Origin of the sequence: Streptomyces sp. V4I8 (assembly GCF_041261225.1) — a bacterium.
GTDB lineage: Bacteria > Actinomycetota > Actinomycetes > Streptomycetales > Streptomycetaceae > Streptomyces.
This window is the reverse complement of sequence record NZ_JBGCCN010000001.1, coordinates 4,469,423-4,490,286: the sequence shown is the minus strand read 5'-3', so window position 1 is coordinate 4,490,286 and position 20,864 is coordinate 4,469,423. Positions and strand designations below refer to the sequence as shown.

16 protein-coding genes and 1 pseudogene are annotated in these 20,864 nt (G+C 68.6%); 10 read left to right on the top strand and 7 right to left on the bottom strand.

The window, feature by feature from the left end:
• Positions 1–304: 304 nt before the first annotated feature.
• The 3 genes from ABIE67_RS20310 (at position 305) to ABIE67_RS20300 (ending at position 6,122) form a co-directional block, all read left to right on the top strand.
• Complete coding sequence (locus ABIE67_RS20310; protein WP_370259259.1) at positions 305–1,882, top strand: MFS transporter; 1,578 nt, start codon at positions 305–307, stop codon at positions 1,880–1,882.
• Positions 1,883–2,341: 459 nt separating this feature from the next.
• On the top strand, positions 2,342–4,369 hold the full coding sequence (locus ABIE67_RS20305; RefSeq protein ID WP_370259258.1) for an ATP-dependent DNA helicase: 2,028 nt from the start codon (positions 2,342–2,344) through the stop codon (positions 4,367–4,369).
• Positions 4,370–5,546: 1,177 nt separating this feature from the next.
• Positions 5,547–6,122, top strand: a complete 576-nt coding sequence (locus tag ABIE67_RS20300) for a response regulator transcription factor (RefSeq protein WP_370259257.1) — start codon at positions 5,547–5,549, stop codon at positions 6,120–6,122.
• Between the two features lie 453 nt (positions 6,123–6,575).
• On the opposite strand, the pseudogene ABIE67_RS20295 reads toward ABIE67_RS20300, so the two are convergent.
• Positions 6,576–6,729 (bottom strand): annotated as a pseudogene (locus ABIE67_RS20295) (IS5/IS1182 family transposase); the annotation flags it as partial.
• Between the two features lie 310 nt (positions 6,730–7,039).
• On the bottom strand, positions 7,040–7,621 hold the full coding sequence (locus ABIE67_RS20290) for an isochorismatase family protein (RefSeq protein WP_370259256.1): 582 nt from the start codon (positions 7,619–7,621) through the stop codon (positions 7,040–7,042).
• A gap of 246 nt (positions 7,622–7,867) precedes the next feature.
• Here ABIE67_RS20290 and ABIE67_RS20285 point away from each other — a divergent pair, with 246 nt between their 5' ends.
• Both ABIE67_RS20285 and ABIE67_RS20280 read left to right on the top strand, forming a co-directional pair.
• Positions 7,868–8,902: a GlxA family transcriptional regulator gene (locus ABIE67_RS20285; protein ID WP_370268761.1), complete on the top strand. Its 1,035-nt coding sequence runs from the start codon at positions 7,868–7,870 to the stop codon at positions 8,900–8,902.
• Positions 8,903–9,077: 175 nt separating this feature from the next.
• Entirely contained in the window at positions 9,078–9,674 is a 597-nt protein-coding gene (locus ABIE67_RS20280) for an NADPH-dependent FMN reductase (protein WP_370259255.1), read from the top strand.
• 63 nt (positions 9,675–9,737) lie between these two features.
• Here ABIE67_RS20280 and ABIE67_RS20275 read toward each other — a convergent pair whose 3' ends face one another.
• The gene (locus ABIE67_RS20275; protein ID WP_370259254.1) at positions 9,738–11,408 is read right to left on the bottom strand and encodes an IclR family transcriptional regulator C-terminal domain-containing protein; all 1,671 of its coding nucleotides are present in this window, start codon (positions 11,406–11,408) and stop codon (positions 9,738–9,740) included.
• A gap of 143 nt (positions 11,409–11,551) precedes the next feature.
• A complete protein-coding gene (locus ABIE67_RS20270; protein ID WP_370259253.1) occupies positions 11,552–12,832 on the bottom strand; it encodes a M6 family metalloprotease domain-containing protein in 1,281 nt (426 codons plus the stop codon).
• Between the two features lie 257 nt (positions 12,833–13,089).
• On the opposite strand from ABIE67_RS20270, the gene ABIE67_RS20265 reads away from it, so the two are divergent.
• Entirely contained in the window at positions 13,090–13,734 is a 645-nt protein-coding gene (locus tag ABIE67_RS20265) for a TetR/AcrR family transcriptional regulator (protein ID WP_370259252.1), read from the top strand.
• 196 nt (positions 13,735–13,930) lie between these two features.
• Positions 13,931–15,472, top strand: a complete 1,542-nt coding sequence (locus ABIE67_RS20260) for an MFS transporter (protein ID WP_370259251.1) — start codon at positions 13,931–13,933, stop codon at positions 15,470–15,472.
• 112 nt (positions 15,473–15,584) lie between these two features.
• Here the strand turns inward: ABIE67_RS20260 and ABIE67_RS20255 are convergent, their stop codons facing one another.
• Entirely contained in the window at positions 15,585–16,088 is a 504-nt protein-coding gene (locus tag ABIE67_RS20255) for a MarR family winged helix-turn-helix transcriptional regulator (protein ID WP_370259250.1), read from the bottom strand.
• Positions 16,089–16,207: 119 nt separating this feature from the next.
• Between ABIE67_RS20255 and ABIE67_RS20250 the strand changes: the two genes are divergently transcribed.
• Positions 16,208–16,996 carry a dioxygenase gene (locus tag ABIE67_RS20250; protein ID WP_370259249.1) on the top strand — a complete coding sequence of 263 codons (789 nt, stop codon included), beginning with the start codon at positions 16,208–16,210 and terminating at the stop codon, positions 16,994–16,996.
• A gap of 15 nt (positions 16,997–17,011) precedes the next feature.
• Here ABIE67_RS20250 and ABIE67_RS20245 read toward each other — a convergent pair whose 3' ends face one another.
• Positions 17,012–17,542: an N-acetyltransferase family protein gene (locus tag ABIE67_RS20245; protein ID WP_370259248.1), complete on the bottom strand. Its 531-nt coding sequence runs from the start codon at positions 17,540–17,542 to the stop codon at positions 17,012–17,014.
• A gap of 169 nt (positions 17,543–17,711) precedes the next feature.
• Here ABIE67_RS20245 and ABIE67_RS20240 point away from each other — a divergent pair, with 169 nt between their 5' ends.
• Together ABIE67_RS20240 and ABIE67_RS20235 are read left to right on the top strand one after the other, a co-directional pair.
• Positions 17,712–18,710 carry an RNA polymerase sigma factor RpoD/SigA gene (locus tag ABIE67_RS20240; protein ID WP_370259247.1) on the top strand — a complete coding sequence of 333 codons (999 nt, stop codon included), beginning with the start codon at positions 17,712–17,714 and terminating at the stop codon, positions 18,708–18,710.
• 400 nt (positions 18,711–19,110) lie between these two features.
• Positions 19,111–19,695: a TetR/AcrR family transcriptional regulator gene (locus tag ABIE67_RS20235; RefSeq protein ID WP_370268759.1), complete on the top strand. Its 585-nt coding sequence runs from the start codon at positions 19,111–19,113 to the stop codon at positions 19,693–19,695.
• A gap of 178 nt (positions 19,696–19,873) precedes the next feature.
• On the opposite strand, the gene ABIE67_RS20230 is transcribed toward ABIE67_RS20235, so the two are convergent.
• Positions 19,874–20,848 (bottom strand): helix-turn-helix transcriptional regulator, encoded by a 975-nt coding sequence (locus ABIE67_RS20230; protein WP_370259246.1) that lies wholly within the window; start codon positions 20,846–20,848, stop codon positions 19,874–19,876.
• Positions 20,849–20,864: the final 16 nt, after the last annotated feature.

The following is a 20,864-nucleotide window of genomic DNA, read 5'->3' as shown; positions in this document are numbered from 1 at the left end:
ACACCCCGAGGACCGGGGTGGACAGGTGGCCGGTGCGACAGCTCACTGAAGGCAGAGAATCCACTCGGTTGCAACCACCGCTGGAGGTGAAATCCGCCAAGTCGGAAATCCGTCAGAGGCACAAAACTATTCGGTCTGCAAATTCGGCGGAGGCACAAAATTGGTCAGTCCGCAAATCCGCCGGAGGCATATAGTTCGCTCGGTTGCAACAGTGTTGGCGAGAAACTCCAAGCTTGACAGTGTTGTGGAACCTACTTATAGTCGCGTCGTTCAAGTTTCCGCCGATCGATATTCGAAGGTGGTCATGACCGCGCCTCTAGCGCTGCCGAAATCCAGGCGGCGGTTAATTCTTGCCGTTCTCATGGTGTGTTCGCTGCTGATTTGGCTGGACAACACCGTTCTCAGTATCACCCTGGAGACCCTTGCCGACCCGGTCCGTGGACTGGGTGCCAGCCCGGCCGAGCTGCAATGGGCCACAGGCGCATACACCCTGGTCTTCGCAACCTTGATGTTCACCGCCGGCGCGATGGGCGACAGCTTCGGCCACCGGAATGTGCTCGCAATTGGCTTGGTGATCTTTGCCGGGGCCTCGATCTGGGCGGCGTACGCAGGCGATGCGGGCCAGCTGATTGCCGCCCGGGCCGGGATGGGAGTCGGCGCCGCACTGATCATGCCTGCCAATTTCGCCATCCTGTTGTGGACCTTCACCGGCCCCGGGCGGGCAACCGCAATCGCCATTTCCTCGACATCCACCGGTGTCGGAATGGCAGCAGGACCGGTGTTGGCGGGACTACTGCTCGGCCATTTCTGGTGGGGTTCGGTCTTTCTCGTCAACGTCCCGATCATCGTGGTGGCATTGGCTGGGATCATCCTTTTGGTCCCCAATTTCCGCAGCCCCACCGTGCGACCGATGGACCCGGCCGGGATCTTGCTGTCGATCAGCGGACTGGCGGCGTTGACCTACGGCCTGATTCGCGCGGGGCAGGTGGACGACTGGAGTCGTTGGGACGTCTGGGCGCCGACCGCGGTCGGGCTCGTCCTGCTGGTCGCTTTCGTGCTCGTCGAATTGAGAACCAAGGAACCAAGTTTCGATCCCCGGCTGCTTGTGCAGCGGATGTTCGGCGGTGGCAACGCGTCCATGGCGTTGCTGTTCTTCTCTGTGGCTGCCATCACTTTCTACAACGCGTTCTATATGCAGGGTGCGTTGGGCTACTCGCCGATGAAGGCCGGCCTGGCCAATGTTCCGACCGCGGTCGGCGCTGTCATAGGGGCGCCCGTGGGTGCACATCTGGTTGGCCGATGGTCGCTGCGCCCTGTCGCCGTGCCGGCGCTCACTGTGGCGGCGTTCACCATGGGGGCGGTCGGATTTCTCGATCTGCACACCCCACTCGTCTGGATCGAGATCCTGTTGCTGGCGCAGGGCCTTTCCGTCGGCATGGTGATGGCCCCGGTGACCGGAGCACTGATCAGCAGCCTGCCGCTGGAACGGTCCGGTGCCGGGTCGGCCGTCACCAACACGGCGCGGCAGGTCGGCAGTGTGCTCGGGATTGCGGTGGGCGGCACGATCATGTCGATCGCGTATCGAGGCGCGATCGAACCCTCGCTGGGCGATGTCCCGGAGGCGCTGCAGGACAGCGCCCGGGTTTCCGCGGAACAGGCCCGCCACGTCGCCACCACTATCCACCAGCCCACCCTCGCGCAGGCTGCCGATCGCGCGTTCATCCATGCTATGCACGTCGGCGCGGTCTGGATCATGCTCATCACGCTCGTCGCAGCAGCCGTGCTGCTGGTCGCCTTGCCCGCTGCCGGAAAGAAGAAGGATCCGACACCGGAGCCGGACTACGAAGAGGCCCGCAGCGCCGAGCCTCACTCCACCGCGTGATGGGCTGTCCGCGGACTGGGAACTCGGGCGGCCGCCGACGTGAAGGCGCTGTCGATCGCCTACCGCCGGGCTTCGCGGCGGCGAACGGGGTGAGAGTTCACCGATCCGATGCCCGGGTGGACCGGTCGAGGGCCTGACCCATTCTCTGCTCGTCTCCTCGGCCGGGTCACCGGACGAGGCGACCGGATGCCCCCTGGCAGTCAGCTCGATGGCGCCGGTCGCCTCGCCGGATCTTCCTCCTTTTCCCGAGCGCGGCAGAACATCGTCGGCATCCAGGGGGCGGGCTCGCCCACGGGAAGAGGGCGATGATCACCAGCTGCCTGCCGTCCGTGGGCCGGGCGGTGCGCTTGGCAGCAGCGGAAAACTTCACCAAGTAAGTCTGGCTCGAATCGAAGGAGCCCCCTGTTGTCGAAAATGAATGATCCCGCTGTGCGTGCGGTCGAATCTGAGCAGAGTTATGTGTCCTCCTTGTATGCGTTGCTCACCGAGCGGCTTTCCGAGGCGCGAGCAAATCGGGCGAATGTGTTGAAGGCCCCGGCGGGCAGTGCCGGTGAGGCATACGAGAGGGAAAACGCCGCCGAGCGTCTGGCCAAGGAAATCGGCCGGCTGGAGGGCGCCGAAAAGGGGCTGGTCTTCGGGCGCATCGACTGGACGGACGGCACGGCCCTGCGCATCGGGCGGATCGGACTGCACACGGAGGAGGATGACCTGCCTCTGCTCGTGGACTGGCGCGCGAACGCGGCGCGGCCCTTCTACGAGGCGACACCGGTCCACCCGATGGACCTGCGGCGGCGCCGGCACCTGCGCCTCGAGGAGCGCACGGTCGTCTCGGTGAGCGACGAACTGCTGGACGGGACCGCCCCGACCGACGAGGACGTCGTGGGGGACGGCCCGTTGACCGAGGCTCTGTCGGCACGGCGTACGGGCAGGATGCACGCGGCCGTCGCGACGCTGCAGGCCGAGCAGGACGAGATCGTCCGCTCCGCCCACCGCGGGGTGACCGTGGTGCAGGGCGGGCCCGGCACCGGCAAGACGGTGGTCGCCCTGCACCGGGCGGCCTATGTCCTGTACGCGTTCCCGCGCGCCACGGAGGAGGGTGTCCTGGTGGTGGGCCCGAACGCCCGCTTCCTCGACTACATCTCCCAGGTCCTTCCCTCGCTCGGAGAGAACGACGTCGTTCTGGCGACCTGTCAGGAACTGGCCGGAGTGTCCACGGACACGGTGGCCCCGTTCGACACGGCGCGTCTCAAGGGAAGGTCCGACCTCGCCGAGGCCCTGGCCGGCCTGCTGCGCGTCCACCAAGCCCCCGCCGGTGACTTCACCGTGCGGGTCGGACAGGAACTGGTTCACCTTTCCGGCGAGCAAGTCGCCACGGCACGCGATGCCGCCTTGGCAGCCGTATCGGGGCACAACCCCGCGCGCCAGGTGTTCAAAGAGCTCATGGTCGACGCCGTCACCGACGCGATGCAACGAGACATGGGCGACCTTCTGGAGCAGATCGACGCCGATGCCGAAAGGATGACGGGCCTGAACCTCGACCGGTTCACGGGAGTCGCCCAGCGCCGTGCCGAAGGTGCGGCCGGCCCGGGGCCGGCCCACGAGCTGGACCTGGACGCCATCCGAGCCGATCTGCTCGACGACGCCGGCGTCGACCGAGCGGTCGAGGTGTTGTGGCCGCGGCTGGTACCCAGTGACCTCGTGAAGGCGCTCCTGACGGACGCCGACGCTCTCGCCGCGCGCCTGCCCCGCCTGACCGCGCAGGAGCGGTCCCTTCTGCTGCGCGGCCCGGACGACCCGTGGACCGATGCCGATGTGCCGTTGCTGGACGAGGCGGCGAACCTGGTCGACGGCCCCCCTGAGCGGACGTACGGGCACGTCGTCGTCGACGAGGCGCAGGAACTGACCGCCATGCAGTGGCGGATGATCGTCCGCCGCTGCCCGGCAAGGGCGATGACGCTGGTGGGTGACTTCGCCCAGGCAGGCCCGGTCGCGACAGCACGCGACTGGAAGGAAGCACTGAGCCCCCACGTCGGACCGCGGTTCAAACTGCACAACCTGACCGTCAGCTACCGCACCACGCAGGAGATCCTGGAGAGCGTCCGGGACCTGCTCACGCGGATCGCTCCGGACCAGAAGCCCACACGGTCACTGCGAAGCGGTGAGAGCCCTCGCACCGTGACCACGCCTCCGGACGGGTTGGTCACCGCCGTCGTCCAGGAACTCCGCGCCCAGAGCACCGCGCACCCGGGCGAGCTTCTGGGAGTGATCTGCGCGGACACCAGGGTGAGCGAGCTGACGGCCCAGGGCGTCGCTCACCACGCACGCATCGTGCCGGCGTCCGAAGCACGCGGCCTGGAATTCGACGGGGTCGTCGTCATGAACCCCGAGGAAATCATCACGGCCCGCCCCGGTGGGGAAAGGGACTTGTACGTAGCCCTGACCCGGGCCACCAAGCGCCTCTGCACCATCACCGCCCAGCCCGCCTGACAACTCGGCGCCCGCGTCGTCCCCGCGGGCGCACCCGGCATCACGCGGCCTGGTCCGAGCCGACGACGTTCAGATCCCCTTCGCGCAGCAGGGTGAGGTCGACGTCGAGCTTCGGGTCGTACAAGTCGGGTTCGATGCCGAGTCCGTGCGTGTTGTACTCGCCGCCCGGACACCGCGGGGATGTGCTTGGCCGCCTCGTACAGGCCCATGCTGGTGCCCTTGACGATGGTGGTGAGCACGTAGCGGCCGAACGGATCGTCAAGTTTCGGGTCGTTGCCCGAGGGCGGACCGAAGCGTCGCCCTGCTTCAACCGGTTGTACTGCGTCGTGCCGTCGCTGTCGCGTTCGGCCGGCAGCCGCAGCAGCCCCGCCCGCTGGGCAGCGCTCATCTTCCAGCCCAGCGGCCACCACCTTCTCCAGCGCGATATTGATCAGGCCGGTGCGGCCCGTCGCGTACGTCAGAGTGTGCCCTCCGGAAGTTCGACTGTACGGCGGACGAAGTCGACCACCGTCTCCGGATACTCGTCCGGCTTCGGAGACCGTCCCGTCCGCTGATACGACTTCAGCGCCGGCGGCAACGCGGGCTGATGGCCGTCGGAGTCCATCCGCTCGGCGGCCCACGCGCATGCCGCCGGACAGACACGACAGGCCACCGTGGCGCAGCACGTCCAGGGCGTCGATGCTGTCCGCCCCAGCCACCATCCCAGTGCACCGCTCGGCCAACCGGATCGTCGGGATGAACCCGCCATACGCGATCAGGTCGGGGCTATCGAACGCGGCAAACAGTTCCCGGGTCTGTGCGAAATTTTTACTTGAAATTTTTCTTCAGAGATGCCCTTGTCGACCGAGCGTGGTGGCTAGTTCGGGGTGGACAGTTCCCGTCACTCCGTGCCATGCTCATCTATCAGGGGGTGAACCTTCCAGATTTCAACGTGCGGAAATGGGGGGGCCACTGATATGGCTAACGGGGGATCGCTGATATGTGCAGCGTGAAGAACAGGTTAACTTGGCAACCGATTTCGAGCAGTGAAAATTACGAAAACTATGGCAGTCGGATAGGCGGCTTGGCGCCTGACATATCTGGCGGACGAGCTTCCCTGCAGTCTGGACGATCCCTGTTGCAGACCGGGATAGCACTGATAATCGAAGACGATATTCGTCGATACAGTATCGAGGGAATGCTTCGTTCGCTCGACATCCAGTTGACAGTTCAATCCGTCACGGATACCGAAGATCTCTCGACATTCTATAACGGCTGGCTGATCATTTCAGACAGTAATGCTTTGGGGTCTGTACCTGGCGAGATCGCTGAAAAGCTGCGCATCCAGAACACACATGTACTGATCCTGGTGGATTCAGCAGACGTTGTTGAGCAATCCTGGGCCGATCATGCAAACGGTTTCCTGGACTGGGCAGATCTCTGCCCCGAGTCCCTGCGCGAAGCGATCGTCGACGTGAAGGCCGGACGATTTCATGTGTCGGCGACCCTGGCGCGGCGGTCCGTGACGGCGTCCGACCAGGCCGGTGATGACACCACCTCGAAGCGCGCGTCGATGATTTCACTGACGGCACGTGAACATCAGGTGCTGCGCCTGATTGCCGAGGGGCTAAGTAACCGACAAGTGGCTCGATCGCTGAGTATATCTGAACATGGAGTTAAGCGCACGGTCGGCATCATTTTGGCCAAGCTCAACTGCCCAAATCGGACTCTTGCGGTTGTCCGGGCCATAGAGTCGGGGCTCCTCGTTATGTAAGATGTCGACCGATTGGCGAAGTTCTGTCCGTCGGCACGGCTAGTCCAGAAATAAACTTCTTGATGGACCGCGCCATGGGCAGGCTGTCCTCTCTCGGTCGCGGCCTCCCGCGGCTTGACGAGCAAGCTGCAGAGGGCTGGGGTATTCGCGAATGCCCCAGCCCTTGAGTCCGTGAATTGCACCCCGGAATTTCCCCCTCGGGTTACTGATTCCGGATGGGAATAAGCCTCTTGGGGTCAGGCGCCTTGTTTCCCTTCCATGTCGGCCGCACCCGGATTGCGGCGAATGCCTCGAACAACACTTAGCATTTCGCTACTGATCTTGTCCGTGCTCCACTGCTCTTCCAGGTCGGCCAACTTCTCGGCCCACTGTCGCAGTTAGCTTTCCTTCGGTTGGATTCGCCAGGAGAAAGCACTGAGCTGTTTGAGTGTTGCCGCCCCAGAGTGAGGATGGCGCGGCAATTGACGACATTCGTTGCTGGGTCGGCGTGAGCTCACCCCGGCGGGCGTCTGAGGGGTGTCGTTACCCACGAACGGGCTCCGATGCAGGCCCGGTCGGCGAGGATCGGGAGGCCCTGGCGCTCACAGATGCGGATGATCCGGAATGTGGGCCGCTTCAGGTCACTGCGCCACAACTTCGGCAACGTCCACCGGCATGGTCCGCGAATGCGCCGTGGCCTGCAGCGATCAGCTGAGCGTTTCCAAATCGATGAATGTGCGTTCCGGAGCAATCTCCTGGCCGCACGCTGACCTGCGGCGACGGAGTTTTCTACAAGCCCCACGAAGGCGCGAAGGCAAGGAACGCATGGATCTGGGCGAGATCCGGCGACTGGCCTAGCGGATGAGAGATCGGTCGTGGGTAGGTTCTCGTTTCCGCAGGTCAGGTGGTGTCCTCGGGGTGAGGGCCCGCCCCTCGCCTCAGACCAGCTCCCTCCCGGAGGCAACGACGACCCCGTACGCATCCGCGATCGCCGCCAGCGCGCTGCGGTGCAGTTCGTCGGCGGAGACGTCGACGATGGGCCTGGTGGCGCAGGTGTCCGCCGGGACAGTGGGGGTGTTGCCGCGGAGGGCCGCGGAGGCGGAGGTGTAGGCGACGCACATGTGGGTCATGAAGCCGGCGATGATCAGGGTGTCGTTGCCGGCTTCGTCGACGAGCTTGCCGAGGTCGGTCCCGTGGAAGGCGTCCGGGGCATGCTTGACGACCACGGGCTCGCCCTCGATGGGCGCCACGCCGGGGTGGATGCGGCCGATGTCCTGGCGGATGTCGTAGAGCGAACCCTCGCCGTCGTCGTGCTGGACGTGGATGATCGCGGCGCCGGCCGCGCGGGCACGGGACAGCAGGTCCGACGCGGCGTCCAGGGCGGGCTGCCAGCCGTCGAGTTCCATCGCGCCGCGGGTGTAGGTGTTCTGGTAGTCGATGAGGACGAGCGTCGAGGATGCGAGGGGCGCGGTGCTGCTGCTGTCGGCACCGGCGAGTTCGCGCAGCGTCTTGCTTGCCACAGGGCTTCTCCAAGGGCTTGGGGAGGGCGGGGGAGCGTGTTCAACAGTTCGTTGAGTGCGTATGCGACGCTATGGCCCGAACCGACGCGTCGGCAATGACGCGCTACTTGCAGAAACCGACCCCTGTGTCCGTGAGCGCAACAGGGGGCACGGAGGGGGCGCAGGGTGGGGGCCGTGAACCAGCTGATCGTGACCCGGCCGATCGTGACCCGGCTGATCGTGACCCGGCCCATCGTGACCCGGCCGATGGTGAACCGATTGATCGTGATCGTGTTGTTCGAAGGCGTCGACCTCCTCGACGTCACCGGCCCGCCGGAGGTGTTCTCCCTCGTCCCACGCGAAGCCACCGAGCGGGGCGGCTACGAGGTAGTCCTGGCCGCCGAGACACTGGAGCCGGTGACTACGGCGGCCGGGGTGCGGATCCTGCCCGACGTCACGTTCGACGAGGTCGGCGCACGGGCCATCGACACCCTGCTGGTGCCGGGTTCCGTCGAGGTCGACAGTGAGCAACGCATCCGCCCCGTCGCCGAACCCGGCACGGTGGCCCGGGTCAAAGCCCTGGCCGCCCGCACCCGCCGGGTGGCCTCGGTGTGCGTCGGTGCGCACATCCTCGCCGCCGCGGGGCTCCTCGACGGCAAGCGCGCCACGACGCACTGGTCGACCGCGCAGCGGCTCGCCGCCGACCATCCGGCGGTGCGGGTCGACCCGGATCCGATCTTCATCCGGGAGAAGGGCGAGGGGTGCGAGGTGTGGACCGGCGCGGGCATCAGCGCCTGCCTCGACCTGTCCCTCGCTCTCCTCGCGGAGGACTTCGGTGAGAGCGTGGCGTTGAGCGTGGCCCGCCGGCTCGTGATGTATCTGAAGCGGCCCGGCGGGCAGTCCCAGTTCAGTGTGCCGTTGGAGCAGGTGGCCACGACACGGCGCGTCGAGGACCTGCGGCATCACATCCTGAACCACCTCGACCAACGCCTCACCGTCCCGGACCTCGCCGCGTACGCGCACGTCAGTGACCGTCAGCTCACCCGGATCTTCAAGTCCGAACTGGGCACGACGCCGCACGCCTACGTCGAATCGGCCCGCGTCGAGAGAGCCGCCAACCTGCTGGAGACCACCGACGACACGCTGGAACGCGTCGCCACCGTCTGCGGGTTCGGCACCGTCGACACGCTCATCCGGGCATTCCGCCGCCGCCTCGCCACCACGCCGAGCGAGTACCGGGCCAGGTTCCGGACCACCCCCGCCACCTCACGCGTGTCAGGCGCGCCCCATGAACCTGCTTGACCTCAAGTCAACTTGAGATTTTACGTTTCCTGCACGGACCCCACCCGGGGGCCGAGACGCGGGGCTGGAACGCGGGCCCGAACCGGTGGCCCGCCCCCATGCCCCTCACCGCGTCCCCAACCGCGGGCCCTCCGAACTCACCCCCGACTTCACCTCCCGGAATCGAGGCACACCCATGCCCCAGCCCACTCAGCCCCCGCTCAAGATCGGCGTCCTCATCGGCAGCGTCCGCCCCGGCCGTTTCGCCGACAAGGTGTCCCAGTGGTTCGTGTCGGAGATCGGTCGGCGCGATGACATGGAGACCCACGTCATCGACCTCTCCGAACCCGCCCTCGCCGACGAGCTCAAGCTCACCCTGGAGCAGTCCGACGCCCCGGGTGACGCGCCGACCCTCGCCCAGCGCATCGGAGGGCTCGACGGGTTCGTCGTCGTCACGCCCGAGTACAACCACGGTTACCCGGCCGCGCTGAAGCTGGCCATCGACTACGTCTACCGGGAGTGGCGGGCGAAGCCGGTCGGCTTCGTCTCCTACGGCGGTATGGCCGGCGGACAGCGGGCGGTGGAGCAGCTCCGGCAGGTCTTCGCCGAACTGCACGCCGTCACCCTGCGCGACACCGTCAGCTTCCACATGGCCTGGGAGCAGTTCGACGGCGAGGGCCGCCCGCACGACCAGGACGGCACCAGCAAGGCCGCCGCCGTGCTGCTGGACCAGCTCGCCTGGTGGGGCCTGACCCTGCGCGAGGGCCGTGCCGCCAGGCCGTACGACGGCTGAGGTCCAACCGCCCCTGCTCAGGCCACCCCCCTCAGGTCACCGCCCCCTCAGGCCGACCGCCCCTCAGGCCACCACCACCCGAGCAAACCTCCCCGCCACCCGCAGATCCCCCTCCACCCGCCCCGCCGTCTCCGCCAACTCCGGCAGCACGTCCCGCACGCACTCCTCCACCGACCGCCGAGCCGCATGCATCGCCACGTTCACCGCCGCGACGACCCGGCCCGTCCGGTCCCGCACCGGTACCGCCACCGACCGCAGGCCGGCCTCCAACTCCTCGTCGACCAAGGCGTATCCCCGCTTCCGGACGTCCTCCAGGGCGGCCCGCAGAGCCGCGGGGTCCGTGGTCGTGCGGGGGGTGAGCGGGGTCGGGTCACCCAACTGCCGCTCCCCGGGCGGGAGATCGGCCAGCAGTACCCGGCCCAGAGACGTCGCGTACGCCGGCAGTCGCGTGCCGACCGTGACGTTGACGCTCATCACGCGGCTGGTGGCGGCCCGGGCCGTGTACTGGATCTCCTCGCCCGAGGGGGTCAGCACCGCGAGGGAGGCCGACTCGTGGACCCGCTCGGCCAGTTCGGCCAGATGGGGCGTCGCGATGTGGGCGAGGGACGTACGGGACAGGGGAGGGTAGCCCAGGGACAGGACGCGCGGGGTCAGGGCGAAGCCCCGGTTCCCAGACTGCCGTACCAGGCCCAGATGCTCGTAGGTGATGAGTGCCCTGCGTGCCGTGGCCCGGGCGAGCCCGGTCGCGCGGGCCACGTCGGTGAGCGTCAGCTCGGCGCGGCCCGCGCCGAAGGCGGTCAGTACGGTCAGCCCGCGCGCCAGCGATTCGACGAACTCCCTGCCGAGTTCCTGCTTGGAGGCGCCCGTCCAGACGGCGAGGCCCGCCGGAGCCGCTCCGGGCGGCGGCTCCGGTGCCTCGCGCAGCTCGCGCTCCATCTCGGCGACCGCCGTCCGCAGGCGGGGGAGGAGCGTGTCCCGCAGGTCCGCGGCGGTGTGCCGGCTCGTATGGCTGACCACGCTCGCCACACAGGCGATCCGGCCGCCGCCCGCACGCGGATCACGTACCGGTACGGACACCGCGACCAGACCCGGCTCGATCAACTGGTCGTCCAGCGCCCAGCCGTCCTCCCGTGCCCGCCGCGCCCGGCGTTCGAAGTCCGCGTCAAAGGACAGGTGCTCCCGGGGCGGTACGGCCGGAAAGCCCCGGTCCTCCGGGTCCGCCGTCCGGCGCTCGCGCCAGGCGTCCCACTCCGCGTCCGTCCACTCCGTCGCGAACAGCGGGCCGGGCGCGGTGCGTTCGGCCGGAAGCCGGTCGCCGATGCGGAAGCTGAGGGACATCGCGCGGCGGCGGGTCGCCTGGTGGATGAAGCGGATGCCGTCGCGGTCGCCGACCGCCAGCGACACCGACTCGTCCAACTCGTCGGCGAGCGCGTCCGCGTGGGCGGAGAGGAGGGCGGGCAGGCCGAGGGCCGCCAGGTAGGCGTTGCCCAGTTCCATGACGGGGGGTGCCAGCACCACGTCACGGCCGTCGAGACGGACGTATCCCATGCGGGCGAGCGTGGACGCGATCCGGTCCACCGTGGAGCGCGCGAGCCCGGTGGCCCGCTCCAGCCCGCTCGCGCTCAGCGTCCCGCCGGCCTCCGTCAGCTGCCGCAGCACCGCGACGCCACGGATCAGCGGCGTGACCGCCTCCGCCGGCACGGCACGGTCGTCCAGGGTCGTCTTCGCGGGCATCGGCTCTCCGTACGGCGTTCGCGGCAGGCTCTCACCGTAATCCGATCCACGCGCGCGTACCCTCTACCGCCCCCTCGCCCCCTCGCCCCCTCGCCCCCTCGCCCCCTCGCCCCCTCGCCCCCTCGCCTTCTTGCCCCCTCCCCCTACTCCCGCGTCACCCGCACCCGATACCCCCCCTCCAGATCAGCCCCCACCACCTCCACCCGCACCCCCCGTTTCGCATCCCGGAATTCCTCCCCCTGCACATACGTCGCGTCGGAGAGTTCGGCATGGACGTTGGGGCTGCGGGTGCAGCCGCCGCTGTCCTCGTGGGAGTCGAGGACCTTCACCGGGCCCATCCCGGTGTCGACGTCCGCGTCGACCTGGTAGATCAGGACGCCGGGGCGGCACACGGCCTCGTCGTTGCCCTCGCGGGTGCGCAGTTCGACGGCGTATCCGGTACGGCCGTCCAACGGCACGAACACCAGCTTCGGGCCGCCCGCGCGGGCCAGCGGCGTCAGGGGGTACTCGGCCGTGCCGGGAAGGGACGCGCACCCCACCTGGGCCGCGTCCAGCCAGCCCAGCTTCCACTTGTGCCAGCCGAGCAGGTCGTTGTTGGCTCCCCAGTCCTCGCTCATGATGTCCCAGTGGCCGACCGCGCCCCCGCCCTCGGCGGTGTAGAGGTCGGGCAGGCCGAAGACGTGGCCGTTCTCGTGGGGGAGGACCCGGTAGCCGGTGCGGTGGTAGGTGCCGGAGCCGTCGTCCTGGCGGGAGTAGACGAAGGACGCGTTGGTCACCGAGACGCCGTCGGCCACCGGGGCCTCCGCGTTGCCCGCGAAGGTCACCGACAGGACCGTGTCCAGGGCGGACGGGCCGGCGTTCGGGGTCACCAGCACGTTCAGGAAGTCGTACGACCGGAAGTCCACCTTGGGATCGGCCGCGACCACGAGGTCCTGGACCAGCTTGCGGTACCCGGGATCGAAGGGCGCCCCGCGCTCTATGCCGTACGCCCGGAAGGACTTGGGCATGCGGAGCCAGCCGGTGATCGGGGTCTCGGGGCGGTAGTCGAGGCGGCCGTAGGAGCTGGTGCGGAACCAGTTCTGGGTCTGCGGGAAGAACTCCGCGAAACGGTCGAGCGCCTTGCCCGGGCCGGGGGAGTCGGGGAAGTCGACCATCAGGGTGAGGGCGCGGACGGTGCCGGTGGAGCGGGCGTAGCCGCGGGCTGTCGGCACGCCCTCCGACATCTGGATGGTCGGCCGGCCGCTGATCATGCAGGGGCCGAGTGCTGAGGTGCGGGCCGGAGGGGTCGGGCTCGCTCCGGCCGCCGTCGAGGTGCCCGCCGTGAGGTGCCCGGTGCCTGCCGAGGTGCTGACCGCCAGAGTCAGGGCGGTCACGGAGACGAGGGCGGCCACACGGCGGGGGCGTATCCGACGGCTCGGCTGCATGCATGGGCCCTTCAGTCCATGGCAGCCCGCCCGACTGCGTGCTGCACCCTCTCGATCACCCTGTGTCGAGGCATGCGGGAGCGCGCGTTGGAAGAGACCGAACGTGGGTTCTTCAGCCCGGGATATGTGACTCAGGTCACAGGAAATCTCTTCCCGGGCGGGAAATAACCGGGGATCCCTTCCCCGTTTAGCCATGTGTCCGAGCGAAACGGGGACGCCTTCCCCGGATCGCCACTCAGCGGAAACTGGAGTACGCCGTGCAGACCGCAACCCCCGCACCGCGCAAGGCGCCCCGGCCGCGCGCCGACGCCCTGCGCAACCGGGAGCGGATCGTCACCGCCGCCCGGGAGATGTTCGTCGAGTTCGGCCCGGACGTGCCGCTCGACGAGATCGCCCGCCGGGCCGGCGTCGGCAACGCCACGGTGTACCGGAACTTCCCCGACCGCGACGCGCTCGTCCGCGAGGTCGTCTGCTCCGTCATGGACCGCGTGTCGGAGGCGGCCGAGCTGGCGCTCGCGGAGACCGGGGACGCGTTCGGGGCGCTGGAGCGCTTCGTGCACACCTCCGCGGACGAGCGGATCAGCGCGTTGTGCCCGATGGTCCAGAGCACGTTCGACCAGCACCACCCCGACCTGGAAGCCGCACGCGAACGGTGCGAGCAGCTCGTCGAGCAGCTCATGGACCGGGGCAAGGCGGCCGGTCAGCTCCGCGCCGACGTGAGCGCCGGAGACCTGATGGTCGCCGTGTCCCAGCTGTCCCGGCCCCCGGCCGGCACCGGCTGCGGCACCGCCGACCGCTTCGTACACCGAACTCTCCAGCTGTTCCTGGACGGGCTGCGGGCGCCGGCCCGCTCCACCCTGCCGGGCACGGCCGTGACCATGGAGGACCTCCGCCAGTCCTGACCGTTCAGTCCAGACCGATCAGTTCGGTACGGCACAGCAGTCTCCAGTACCGAATTCCAGTACCGACTCTCCGTACCGACTCTCCGTACGACTTTCAGCACCTTCGTTCCGTACCGACTTTCACCGGCCGTCGCCGACGACGCGTCGTCCCCTTTCACGTTCTTTTCCGTCACGAAGTCCCGAAGCGGGTATCCCCATGTCTGAAACAGTCGCAAAGGCTCCCGGCGTCCTGGAGAAGTCCGGTGACGCCAACCGCTGGAAAGCGCTCGTGTTCATCGCGCTCGCCCAGCTGATGGTCGTCCTCGACGCGACCATCGTGAACATCGCCCTGCCGTCCGCCCAGGTGGACCTCGGCATCTCCGACGGCAACCGTCAGTGGGTCGTCACGGCCTACGCCCTGGCCTTCGGCGGTCTGCTTCTGTTCGGCGGCCGGATAGCCGACCTGTGGGGCCGCAAGCGGGCCTTCGTCGTCGGCCTGGTCGGCTTCGCCGGTGCCTCCGCGCTCGGTGGCGCCGCCACCAACGAGGCGATGATGTTCGGCGCCCGCGCCCTGCAGGGTGTCTTCGGCGCCCTGCTCGCGCCCGCCGCGCTCTCCCTGCTCGCCGTGATGTTCACGGACGCCAAGGAGCGTGCCAAGGCGTTCGGCATCTACGGTGCGATCGCCGGTGGCGGTGGCGCCGTCGGCTTCATCCTCGGCGGCGTGTTGACCGAGTACATGGACTGGCGCTGGACGTTCTTCGTCAACATCCCGTTCGCGATCGTCGCGGCGGCCGGCGCGTACTTCGTCATCCGTGAGCCGGAGGGCGGCCGCAACCGCAACCCGCTCGACATCCCCGGCGTCCTGCTGTCCACCCTGGGCCTGGTCGCGCTGGTCTACGGCTTCACCCGCGCCGAGTCCGACGGCTGGGGCGACTCCATGACGGTCGGCATGTTCGTCGCCTCGGCGGTCCTGCTGCTCGCGTTCGTCGTCACCGAGGCCAAGGTCAAGGCCCCGCTGCTGCCCCTGCGCGTGGTCACCGACCGCAACCGCGGCGGTGTCTACCTCTCGCTCGGCATCGCGATCATCGCGATGTTCGGCACGTTCCTCTTCCTGACCTACTACCTGCAGATCGTGAAGGGCTACACGCCGATCAAGACGGGCTTCGCCTTCATGCCGATGATCGTCGGCATGATGGTCGGCTCGACCCAGATCGGTACCCGCCTGATGACCCGCGTCCCGGCGCGCATGCTGATGGGCCCCGGCTTCCTGGTCGCGGCGGCCGGCATGCTGCTGATGACGCAGCTGGAGATCGGTTCGTCGTACAACTCGACGATCCTGCCCGCGATGCTGCTGCTCGGTCTCGGCATGGGTACGGCGTTCATGCCCGCCATGTCCCTGGCCACCCTGGGCGTCGAGCCCCGGGACGCCGGTGTCGCCTCCGCGATGGTCAACACCTCGCAGCAGGTGGGCGGCGCGATCGGTACGGCCCTGCTGAACACGATCGCCGCCTCGGCCACCACCTCCTACATCGCCGACCACATCGGCTCCGCGACCTCCCGGTCGCAGCAGCAGCTGGTCCAGCTGGAGGGCATGGTGCACGGCTACACCAACGCGATCTGGTTCGCCGTCGGCATGCTGGTGCTGGCCGCGGTCATCGTCGTGACCTTCGTCAACGCCGGCCGCCCGGACGGTACGACGGTGGCGTCCTCCGAGGAGGGCGCCGAGGACGAGGTGCGGGTGCCGGTCGTCGCGCACTGAGGCCGACGACGACCGTCCGGCCGTCCCCCTTCGGGCCAGGCGTACGTACGGGGAAGGGGACGCTCCGTACGTACGCACCCCAGGACCTGCCCCGGCTCCCTGAACGATCGGTTCAGCGGAGCCAGGGCAGGTCCGCACCCGCTTCGCTCGGCTGCAGGCCCTCGGCGACGATCCGCATGATCTCGCCGAGGGCCTTCTGCTGTTCGGGGGTGAGCCGGTCGAACATCGCCTGCTGTACGGCCTCCACATGGCCCGGCGCGGTCTGCCGCAGCACGTCCTGGCCCGCGTCGGTCAGCACCGCGAACTGGCCCCGCTTGTCGTCGGGGCAGTCCTCGCGCCGGACCCAGCCGTTCTTCTCCAGCCGGGCGATGGCGTGCGAGAGACGGGAGCGGGTGATCTTGGCGTACATCGCCAGCTCGGTCATCCGCAGCCGGCGGTGCGGTGACTCGGCGAGCTTGACCAGAAGGCCGTAGTAGACGTGCGGCATGCCGGCGTCCCGCTGGAGCTGGCGGTCCAGGTGGTCCTCGAGGAGCGTGGTCGCGTCGATGTAGGAGCGCCATACGCGCTGCTGCTCGTCGGTGAGCCAGCGCGGTTCCGAGGTCGATGCCGTATTCATGTACTCCACTGTACGAGAGTTCTCCTTGAATTTTTAACTACCTGGGCGTACGGTCTTCCGTAGGGAAGCTTTAGATTTGAAGCAAATAGCGCTTCAAGCCCTCGGAGGGAGTCGCCGCCATGTCCGCCGCCACGCAGGAGCGCATGCCTGCCCTCTATCTCAGCCACGGCGCACCGCCGCTCGCGGACGACCCGGTCTGGCCCGGTGAGCTCGCCGCCTGGTCCGCCGGCCTGCCCCGCCCGAAGGCGATCCTCATGGTCTCCGCCCACTGGGAGGAGGCTCCGCTCGCCATCGGTGCCACCGAGACCGTTCCTCTCGTCTACGACTTCTGGGGATTTCCCGAGCACTACTACCAGGTGACCTATACGGCCCCCGGCGCTCCCGAACTCGCCGAGTCCGTGCGCAAGCTGCTGCGCGCCCCCGGCATGCCCGTGCAGGACATCCCGGACCGCGGCCTCGACCACGGTGCCTACGTCCCGCTCGTCGAGATGTACCCCGCGGCAGACATCCCTGTCCTGCAGATCTCCATGCCGACCCTCGACCCGGTGAAGCTCATGGAGATCGGCCGCAAACTGGCGCCGCTGCGCGACGAGGGCGTGCTGATCGTCGGCTCCGGCTTCTTCACCCACAACCTGGCCGCACTCCGGCAGGGCGGCATCCCCGCCTGGTCCGTGGAGTTCGACGACTGGGGCCGCCGGGCGCTGGAGGGTCGCGACTGGGACTCCCTGCTGGACTTCCTCCACAAGGCCCCGGCCGGCCGCTACGCCCACCCGCGCACCGAGCACTTCGCCCCGCTGTTCGTGACGATGGGCGCGGCGGACGCGGCAGGCGAGCCGGCATCCCGGCAGAAGTCGGTGATCGACGGCTTCTGGATGGGCCTGGCGAAGCGCTCGGTGCAGTTCGGCTGAGGCGCCTCCCCCCCTTCAGAGCTCCTTCTCGTACCAGGCCACGTCCCAGTAGCGGCCGAACTTGCGTCCCACCTCCCGGTACGTGCCGACGTACCGGAAGCCGAAGCGCTCGTGCAGCCGCGTGGACGCCTCGTTCGGCGGGACGATCCCCGCGTAGGCGCGGTGCAGATCCTCCTCCGCCAGGGCCTCGAACAGGGCCTTGTAGAGGAGGGTGCCGATGCCCCGGCGCCCGGCGTCCGGCGCGAGGTAGACAGTGACCTCGACCGAGGTCCCGTACGCGGGCTTGGGCCGGAAGGCGCTGGATGTGGCGTAGCCCAGAATCCGCTGTGAGTCGCCCCCGGGGCCGGGCTCCGCGGCAACCATCAGCCGGTGCGGGCCGTCTTCAGGGTGGGAGAGCAGCCAAGGGCGGCGCTCCTCAGGCGTGAAGGCAGCTGTATCGAAGGTGATGGGCGTCTCACGTACATAGTGGTTGTAGATGTCGGTGAGGACTTCGAGGTCACTCTCGACTCCTGGTCTGACCTGCACCTCTGTACGTTCCGGCGGCATCGGGCCTCCTCAGGTGGCCGGACAGGGTACTGCAAGATCAGAAAAATAGGGGGGTGGGTTGGGAATTCTGTCCTGATTCCAGTCGTTGTTTCCATTGAATGCAGGGCACTCGACAAGAGTCCCAAGCGTTCATCAACCACCCGCCCGCCCACATCGCAAGGGAGCACGCATGGCAACCCGTGCCGTCGCCCGTCGTCAGTCCGCCACCGGCGAGGCCGTCGACGCGGCAAGCAGTGTTCGCGCCCATGGTGGCGAGATCGCGGACCGCGACCTGGTCGGCATGTACCTGGACGAGATCGCGCGCACGCCGCTTCTCGACGCTGCCAAAGAGGTCGAGCTGTCGCAGATCATCGAGGCGGGTGTGTTCGCAAGGCAGGTCCTCGACGGATACGAGGAGGCCAAGGCGGATGCCACCCGTGAAGAACTGGAAGCCCTGATCGCCGACGGAGAGCGGGCCAAGGACATCTTCATCCGCTCCAACCTCCGTCTGGTCGTCGCGGTGGCCCGCCGCTACCCGCGCAGCGGCCTGCCCCTCCTCGACCTGATCCAGGAGGGCAACGCCGGTCTGGTGCGCGCGGTGGAGAAGTTCGACTATCGCAAGGGCTTCAAGTTCTCCACCTACGCCACCTGGTGGATCCGTCAGGCCATCACCCGCTCGATAGCCGACCAGTCCCGCACCATCCGCCTCCCCGTCCACCTGGTGGAGGAACTGGGCCGCATCCGCCGCGTCCAGCGCGAGTTCAACCGTGAGCACGGCCGTGACCCGGAGCCCGCGGAGATCGCCGCCGAGCTCGGCTCGAACGCGGACCGCGTGACGGACGTCCTGGACTGGGCCCGCGACCCGGTCTCCCTCAACATGTCGGTCGACGACGAGGGCGAGACCCAGTTCGGCGACCTCCTGGAGGACACCTCCGCGGTCTCCCCGGAGCAGTCGGTCCTCACCCTCCTGCGCAGCGAGGAACTGGACGACCTGATCGGCCGCCTCGACCAGCGCACGGCCTCCATCATCAAGATGCGCTACGGCATCGAGGACGGCCGCGAGCGCACACTGACCGAGGTCGGCAAGGAGCACGGCCTCACCCGCGAGCGCATCCGCCAGATCGAGAAGCACGCCCTGCTGGAGCTGAAGAAGCTGGCCCGCAGCACCGGTTTCGACGCGGCGGCATAGCGGACGGGGGCGCGCGACCACCACATCGCGTACGCCGGGTGGCGAAAGACCGCGCAAACATGGCGATGTAACGCCGCTTCAACCGACAGATCCCGGGAAAAAGCCCTTAGAGCAAGGGAGTTCGGGAGAACCGACTCCCACCAGACCAAGTCCCGACGCACTCCCCCCGGCGCCGGGACTTTCCCCGAGCCGGGCTTCGGCGCCTATCCCCCCTGGGCGCCGGGGCCCGGCTTCTCCCGGCTCAAAACCCTTCTCAAAGCCTGGAAGGGCAGGCCACCCCGTACCTGAACCACGGGGTGGCCCACCCGAATGGCAGATTGTGCCACATGGGCATAGCCTGCCGGACGTGAGCAGCCCCACCTCCCCGTCCCTCACGGAGCGACGCAAGGCGGCGACCCGCATGGAGATCGCCCGAGCCGCGGCCGACCTCTTCGTGAAGCAGGGTCTACGGGCCACCCGAGCCGAGGACATCGCCCAGGCCGCCGGCATCGCGCCGCGCACCTTCTACCGCTACTTCGCCACCAAGGAAGAGGCGGTGGCCCCCCTCTACGCGGCCGGCGCCGCCCGCTGGACCGAGGCAGTCCGCACGGCCCCACCCGACCTCCCCATCCCCCAGGCCCTGGAACACGCGGCCCACCAGACCCTCACCCCCGACGCCGCCATCTCGGCAGCCTCCTGGGAATGGGTCCGCACCCTCGTCCGCCTGGCCGACTCCAGCCCCGCCCTGCGCAAGGTCTGGGCCGAGGTCTGCCACGAGGCGGAGACAAGCCTCGCGAAAGCGCTGGCCGCAAGAACCCCCGACAACGTTGCCGACCCCGCCCCACCCCTCCGCTTCGCAGCCGCCGTAGCCGCCGCCTCCATCCGCGTAGCCGTAGAAAGCTGGGCCGCGGCCGACGCCCCCGCCCCAGAGGGCCCGGCAGCCCTGGCCCTGCGCAACCTGGAGACCCTGAGGAACTTCCCGTGGGCGGACATCACGCACCCCTGAGCCCCCGACGCGGCCCCGACCCCCCACCCACCCGCACGCGCTACCCGCACCCCCACCGGACAGCAGCAGGCCGCCGCAGGCACTCAGGGGCGCGGGGAACTGCGCGACCAGCCCCCACCCCCGAAACGCCGCAGGCACCCCCCGCCCAACCGCCGGAGGCACCCGCAGGCACCCCCGCTCACCCCCCGGACGCACCGGCCCGACTCAACCGCCCCCCCAACTCCCGCACACACCGCACCAGTTCCCCCGGCGACTCCACCACGAACTCGCAGTCCACCATCGCCAACCGCACAGCCATCCACTCCACCGCGTCCCCCGACACCCCCCGCAACCGACACCGCTCCCCGTCACCCACCGCCTCCGGCACCCCCAACCACCCCGGCAACCGAGCCGCGACGAACTCCACAGGCGCCGAGAACGTCACGGAGAACTCGTACGTCTCCTGCCGCCGCCACATCGACTGCCGCAGATACTCCGCCGCACTCCCCGTCGGCAACTCCCGCGCAGCGAACCGCGCCCCCGTGGCGAACGGCTCACGCACCCGGTCCACCCGGAACGTCCGCCAGTCGTCCCGATCGAGGTCGTACGCGACGAGGTACCACCGACGTCCGGTCGACACCAGCCGATACGGCTCCACCAGCCGCCGCGACTCCGTCCCGTCCCCCGACCGGTACGCGAACCGCAACCGCTCCCGCCCCGCCACGGCCGACGCCATCACCGTCAGCGTCTCGGGCGCGATACTCGCCCCGTCCCCGCTGGTCAGCGGCGTCGTAGCGGCCTGCAAGGTGGACACCCGGTGCCGCAGCCGCGACGGCAGGACCTGTTCCAGTTTCGCCAGCGCCCGCACGGACGCCTCCTCCACCCCCTCGACCGCGTGCCCGGCCCCGGCCCGCAGCCCGACCGCGATCGCCACGGCTTCCTCGTCATCCAGAACGAGCGGCGGCATGGCCTTGCCCGCGACGAGCCGATAACCCCCCTCGGCCCCCTTGGTCGCCTGCACGGGATATCCCAGCTCCCGCAGCCGGTCGATGTCCCGCCGCCCCGTACGCCGGGACACCCCGAGCCGCTCGGAGAGCTCACCGCCGGGCCATTCACGGGGCGTCTGCAACAGGGAGAGAAGCGTCAGTAGCCGTGCCGGAGTATCCGTCGTCATGAATCCGAGGATGCCG

What these genes read in the sequence shown, in the direction of transcription:
- ABIE67_RS20230 (WP_370259246.1), bottom strand. Translation starts at nt 20,848, where the DNA reads ATGACGACGGATACTCCGGCACGGCTACTGACGCTTCTCTCCCTGTTG.
- ABIE67_RS20280 (WP_370259255.1), top strand. Translation starts at nt 9,078, where the DNA reads ATGCCCCAGCCCACTCAGCCCCCGCTCAAGATCGGCGTCCTCATCGGC.
- ABIE67_RS20245 (WP_370259248.1), bottom strand. Translation starts at nt 17,542, where the DNA reads ATGCCGCCGGAACGTACAGAGGTGCAGGTCAGACCAGGAGTCGAGAGT.
- ABIE67_RS20255 (WP_370259250.1), bottom strand. Translation starts at nt 16,088, where the DNA reads ATGAATACGGCATCGACCTCGGAACCGCGCTGGCTCACCGACGAGCAG.
- ABIE67_RS20300 (WP_370259257.1), top strand. Translation starts at nt 5,547, where the DNA reads ATGCTTCGTTCGCTCGACATCCAGTTGACAGTTCAATCCGTCACGGAT.
- ABIE67_RS20275 (WP_370259254.1), bottom strand. Translation starts at nt 11,408, where the DNA reads ATGCCCGCGAAGACGACCCTGGACGACCGTGCCGTGCCGGCGGAGGCG.
- ABIE67_RS20260 (WP_370259251.1), top strand. Translation starts at nt 13,931, where the DNA reads ATGTCTGAAACAGTCGCAAAGGCTCCCGGCGTCCTGGAGAAGTCCGGT.
- ABIE67_RS20310 (WP_370259259.1), top strand. Translation starts at nt 305, where the DNA reads ATGACCGCGCCTCTAGCGCTGCCGAAATCCAGGCGGCGGTTAATTCTT.
- ABIE67_RS20250 (WP_370259249.1), top strand. Translation starts at nt 16,208, where the DNA reads ATGTCCGCCGCCACGCAGGAGCGCATGCCTGCCCTCTATCTCAGCCAC.
- ABIE67_RS20240 (WP_370259247.1), top strand. Translation starts at nt 17,712, where the DNA reads ATGGCAACCCGTGCCGTCGCCCGTCGTCAGTCCGCCACCGGCGAGGCC.
- ABIE67_RS20270 (WP_370259253.1), bottom strand. Translation starts at nt 12,832, where the DNA reads ATGCAGCCGAGCCGTCGGATACGCCCCCGCCGTGTGGCCGCCCTCGTC.
- ABIE67_RS20285 (WP_370268761.1), top strand. Translation starts at nt 7,868, where the DNA reads ATGGTGAACCGATTGATCGTGATCGTGTTGTTCGAAGGCGTCGACCTC.
- ABIE67_RS20235 (WP_370268759.1), top strand. Translation starts at nt 19,111, where the DNA reads ATGGAGATCGCCCGAGCCGCGGCCGACCTCTTCGTGAAGCAGGGTCTA.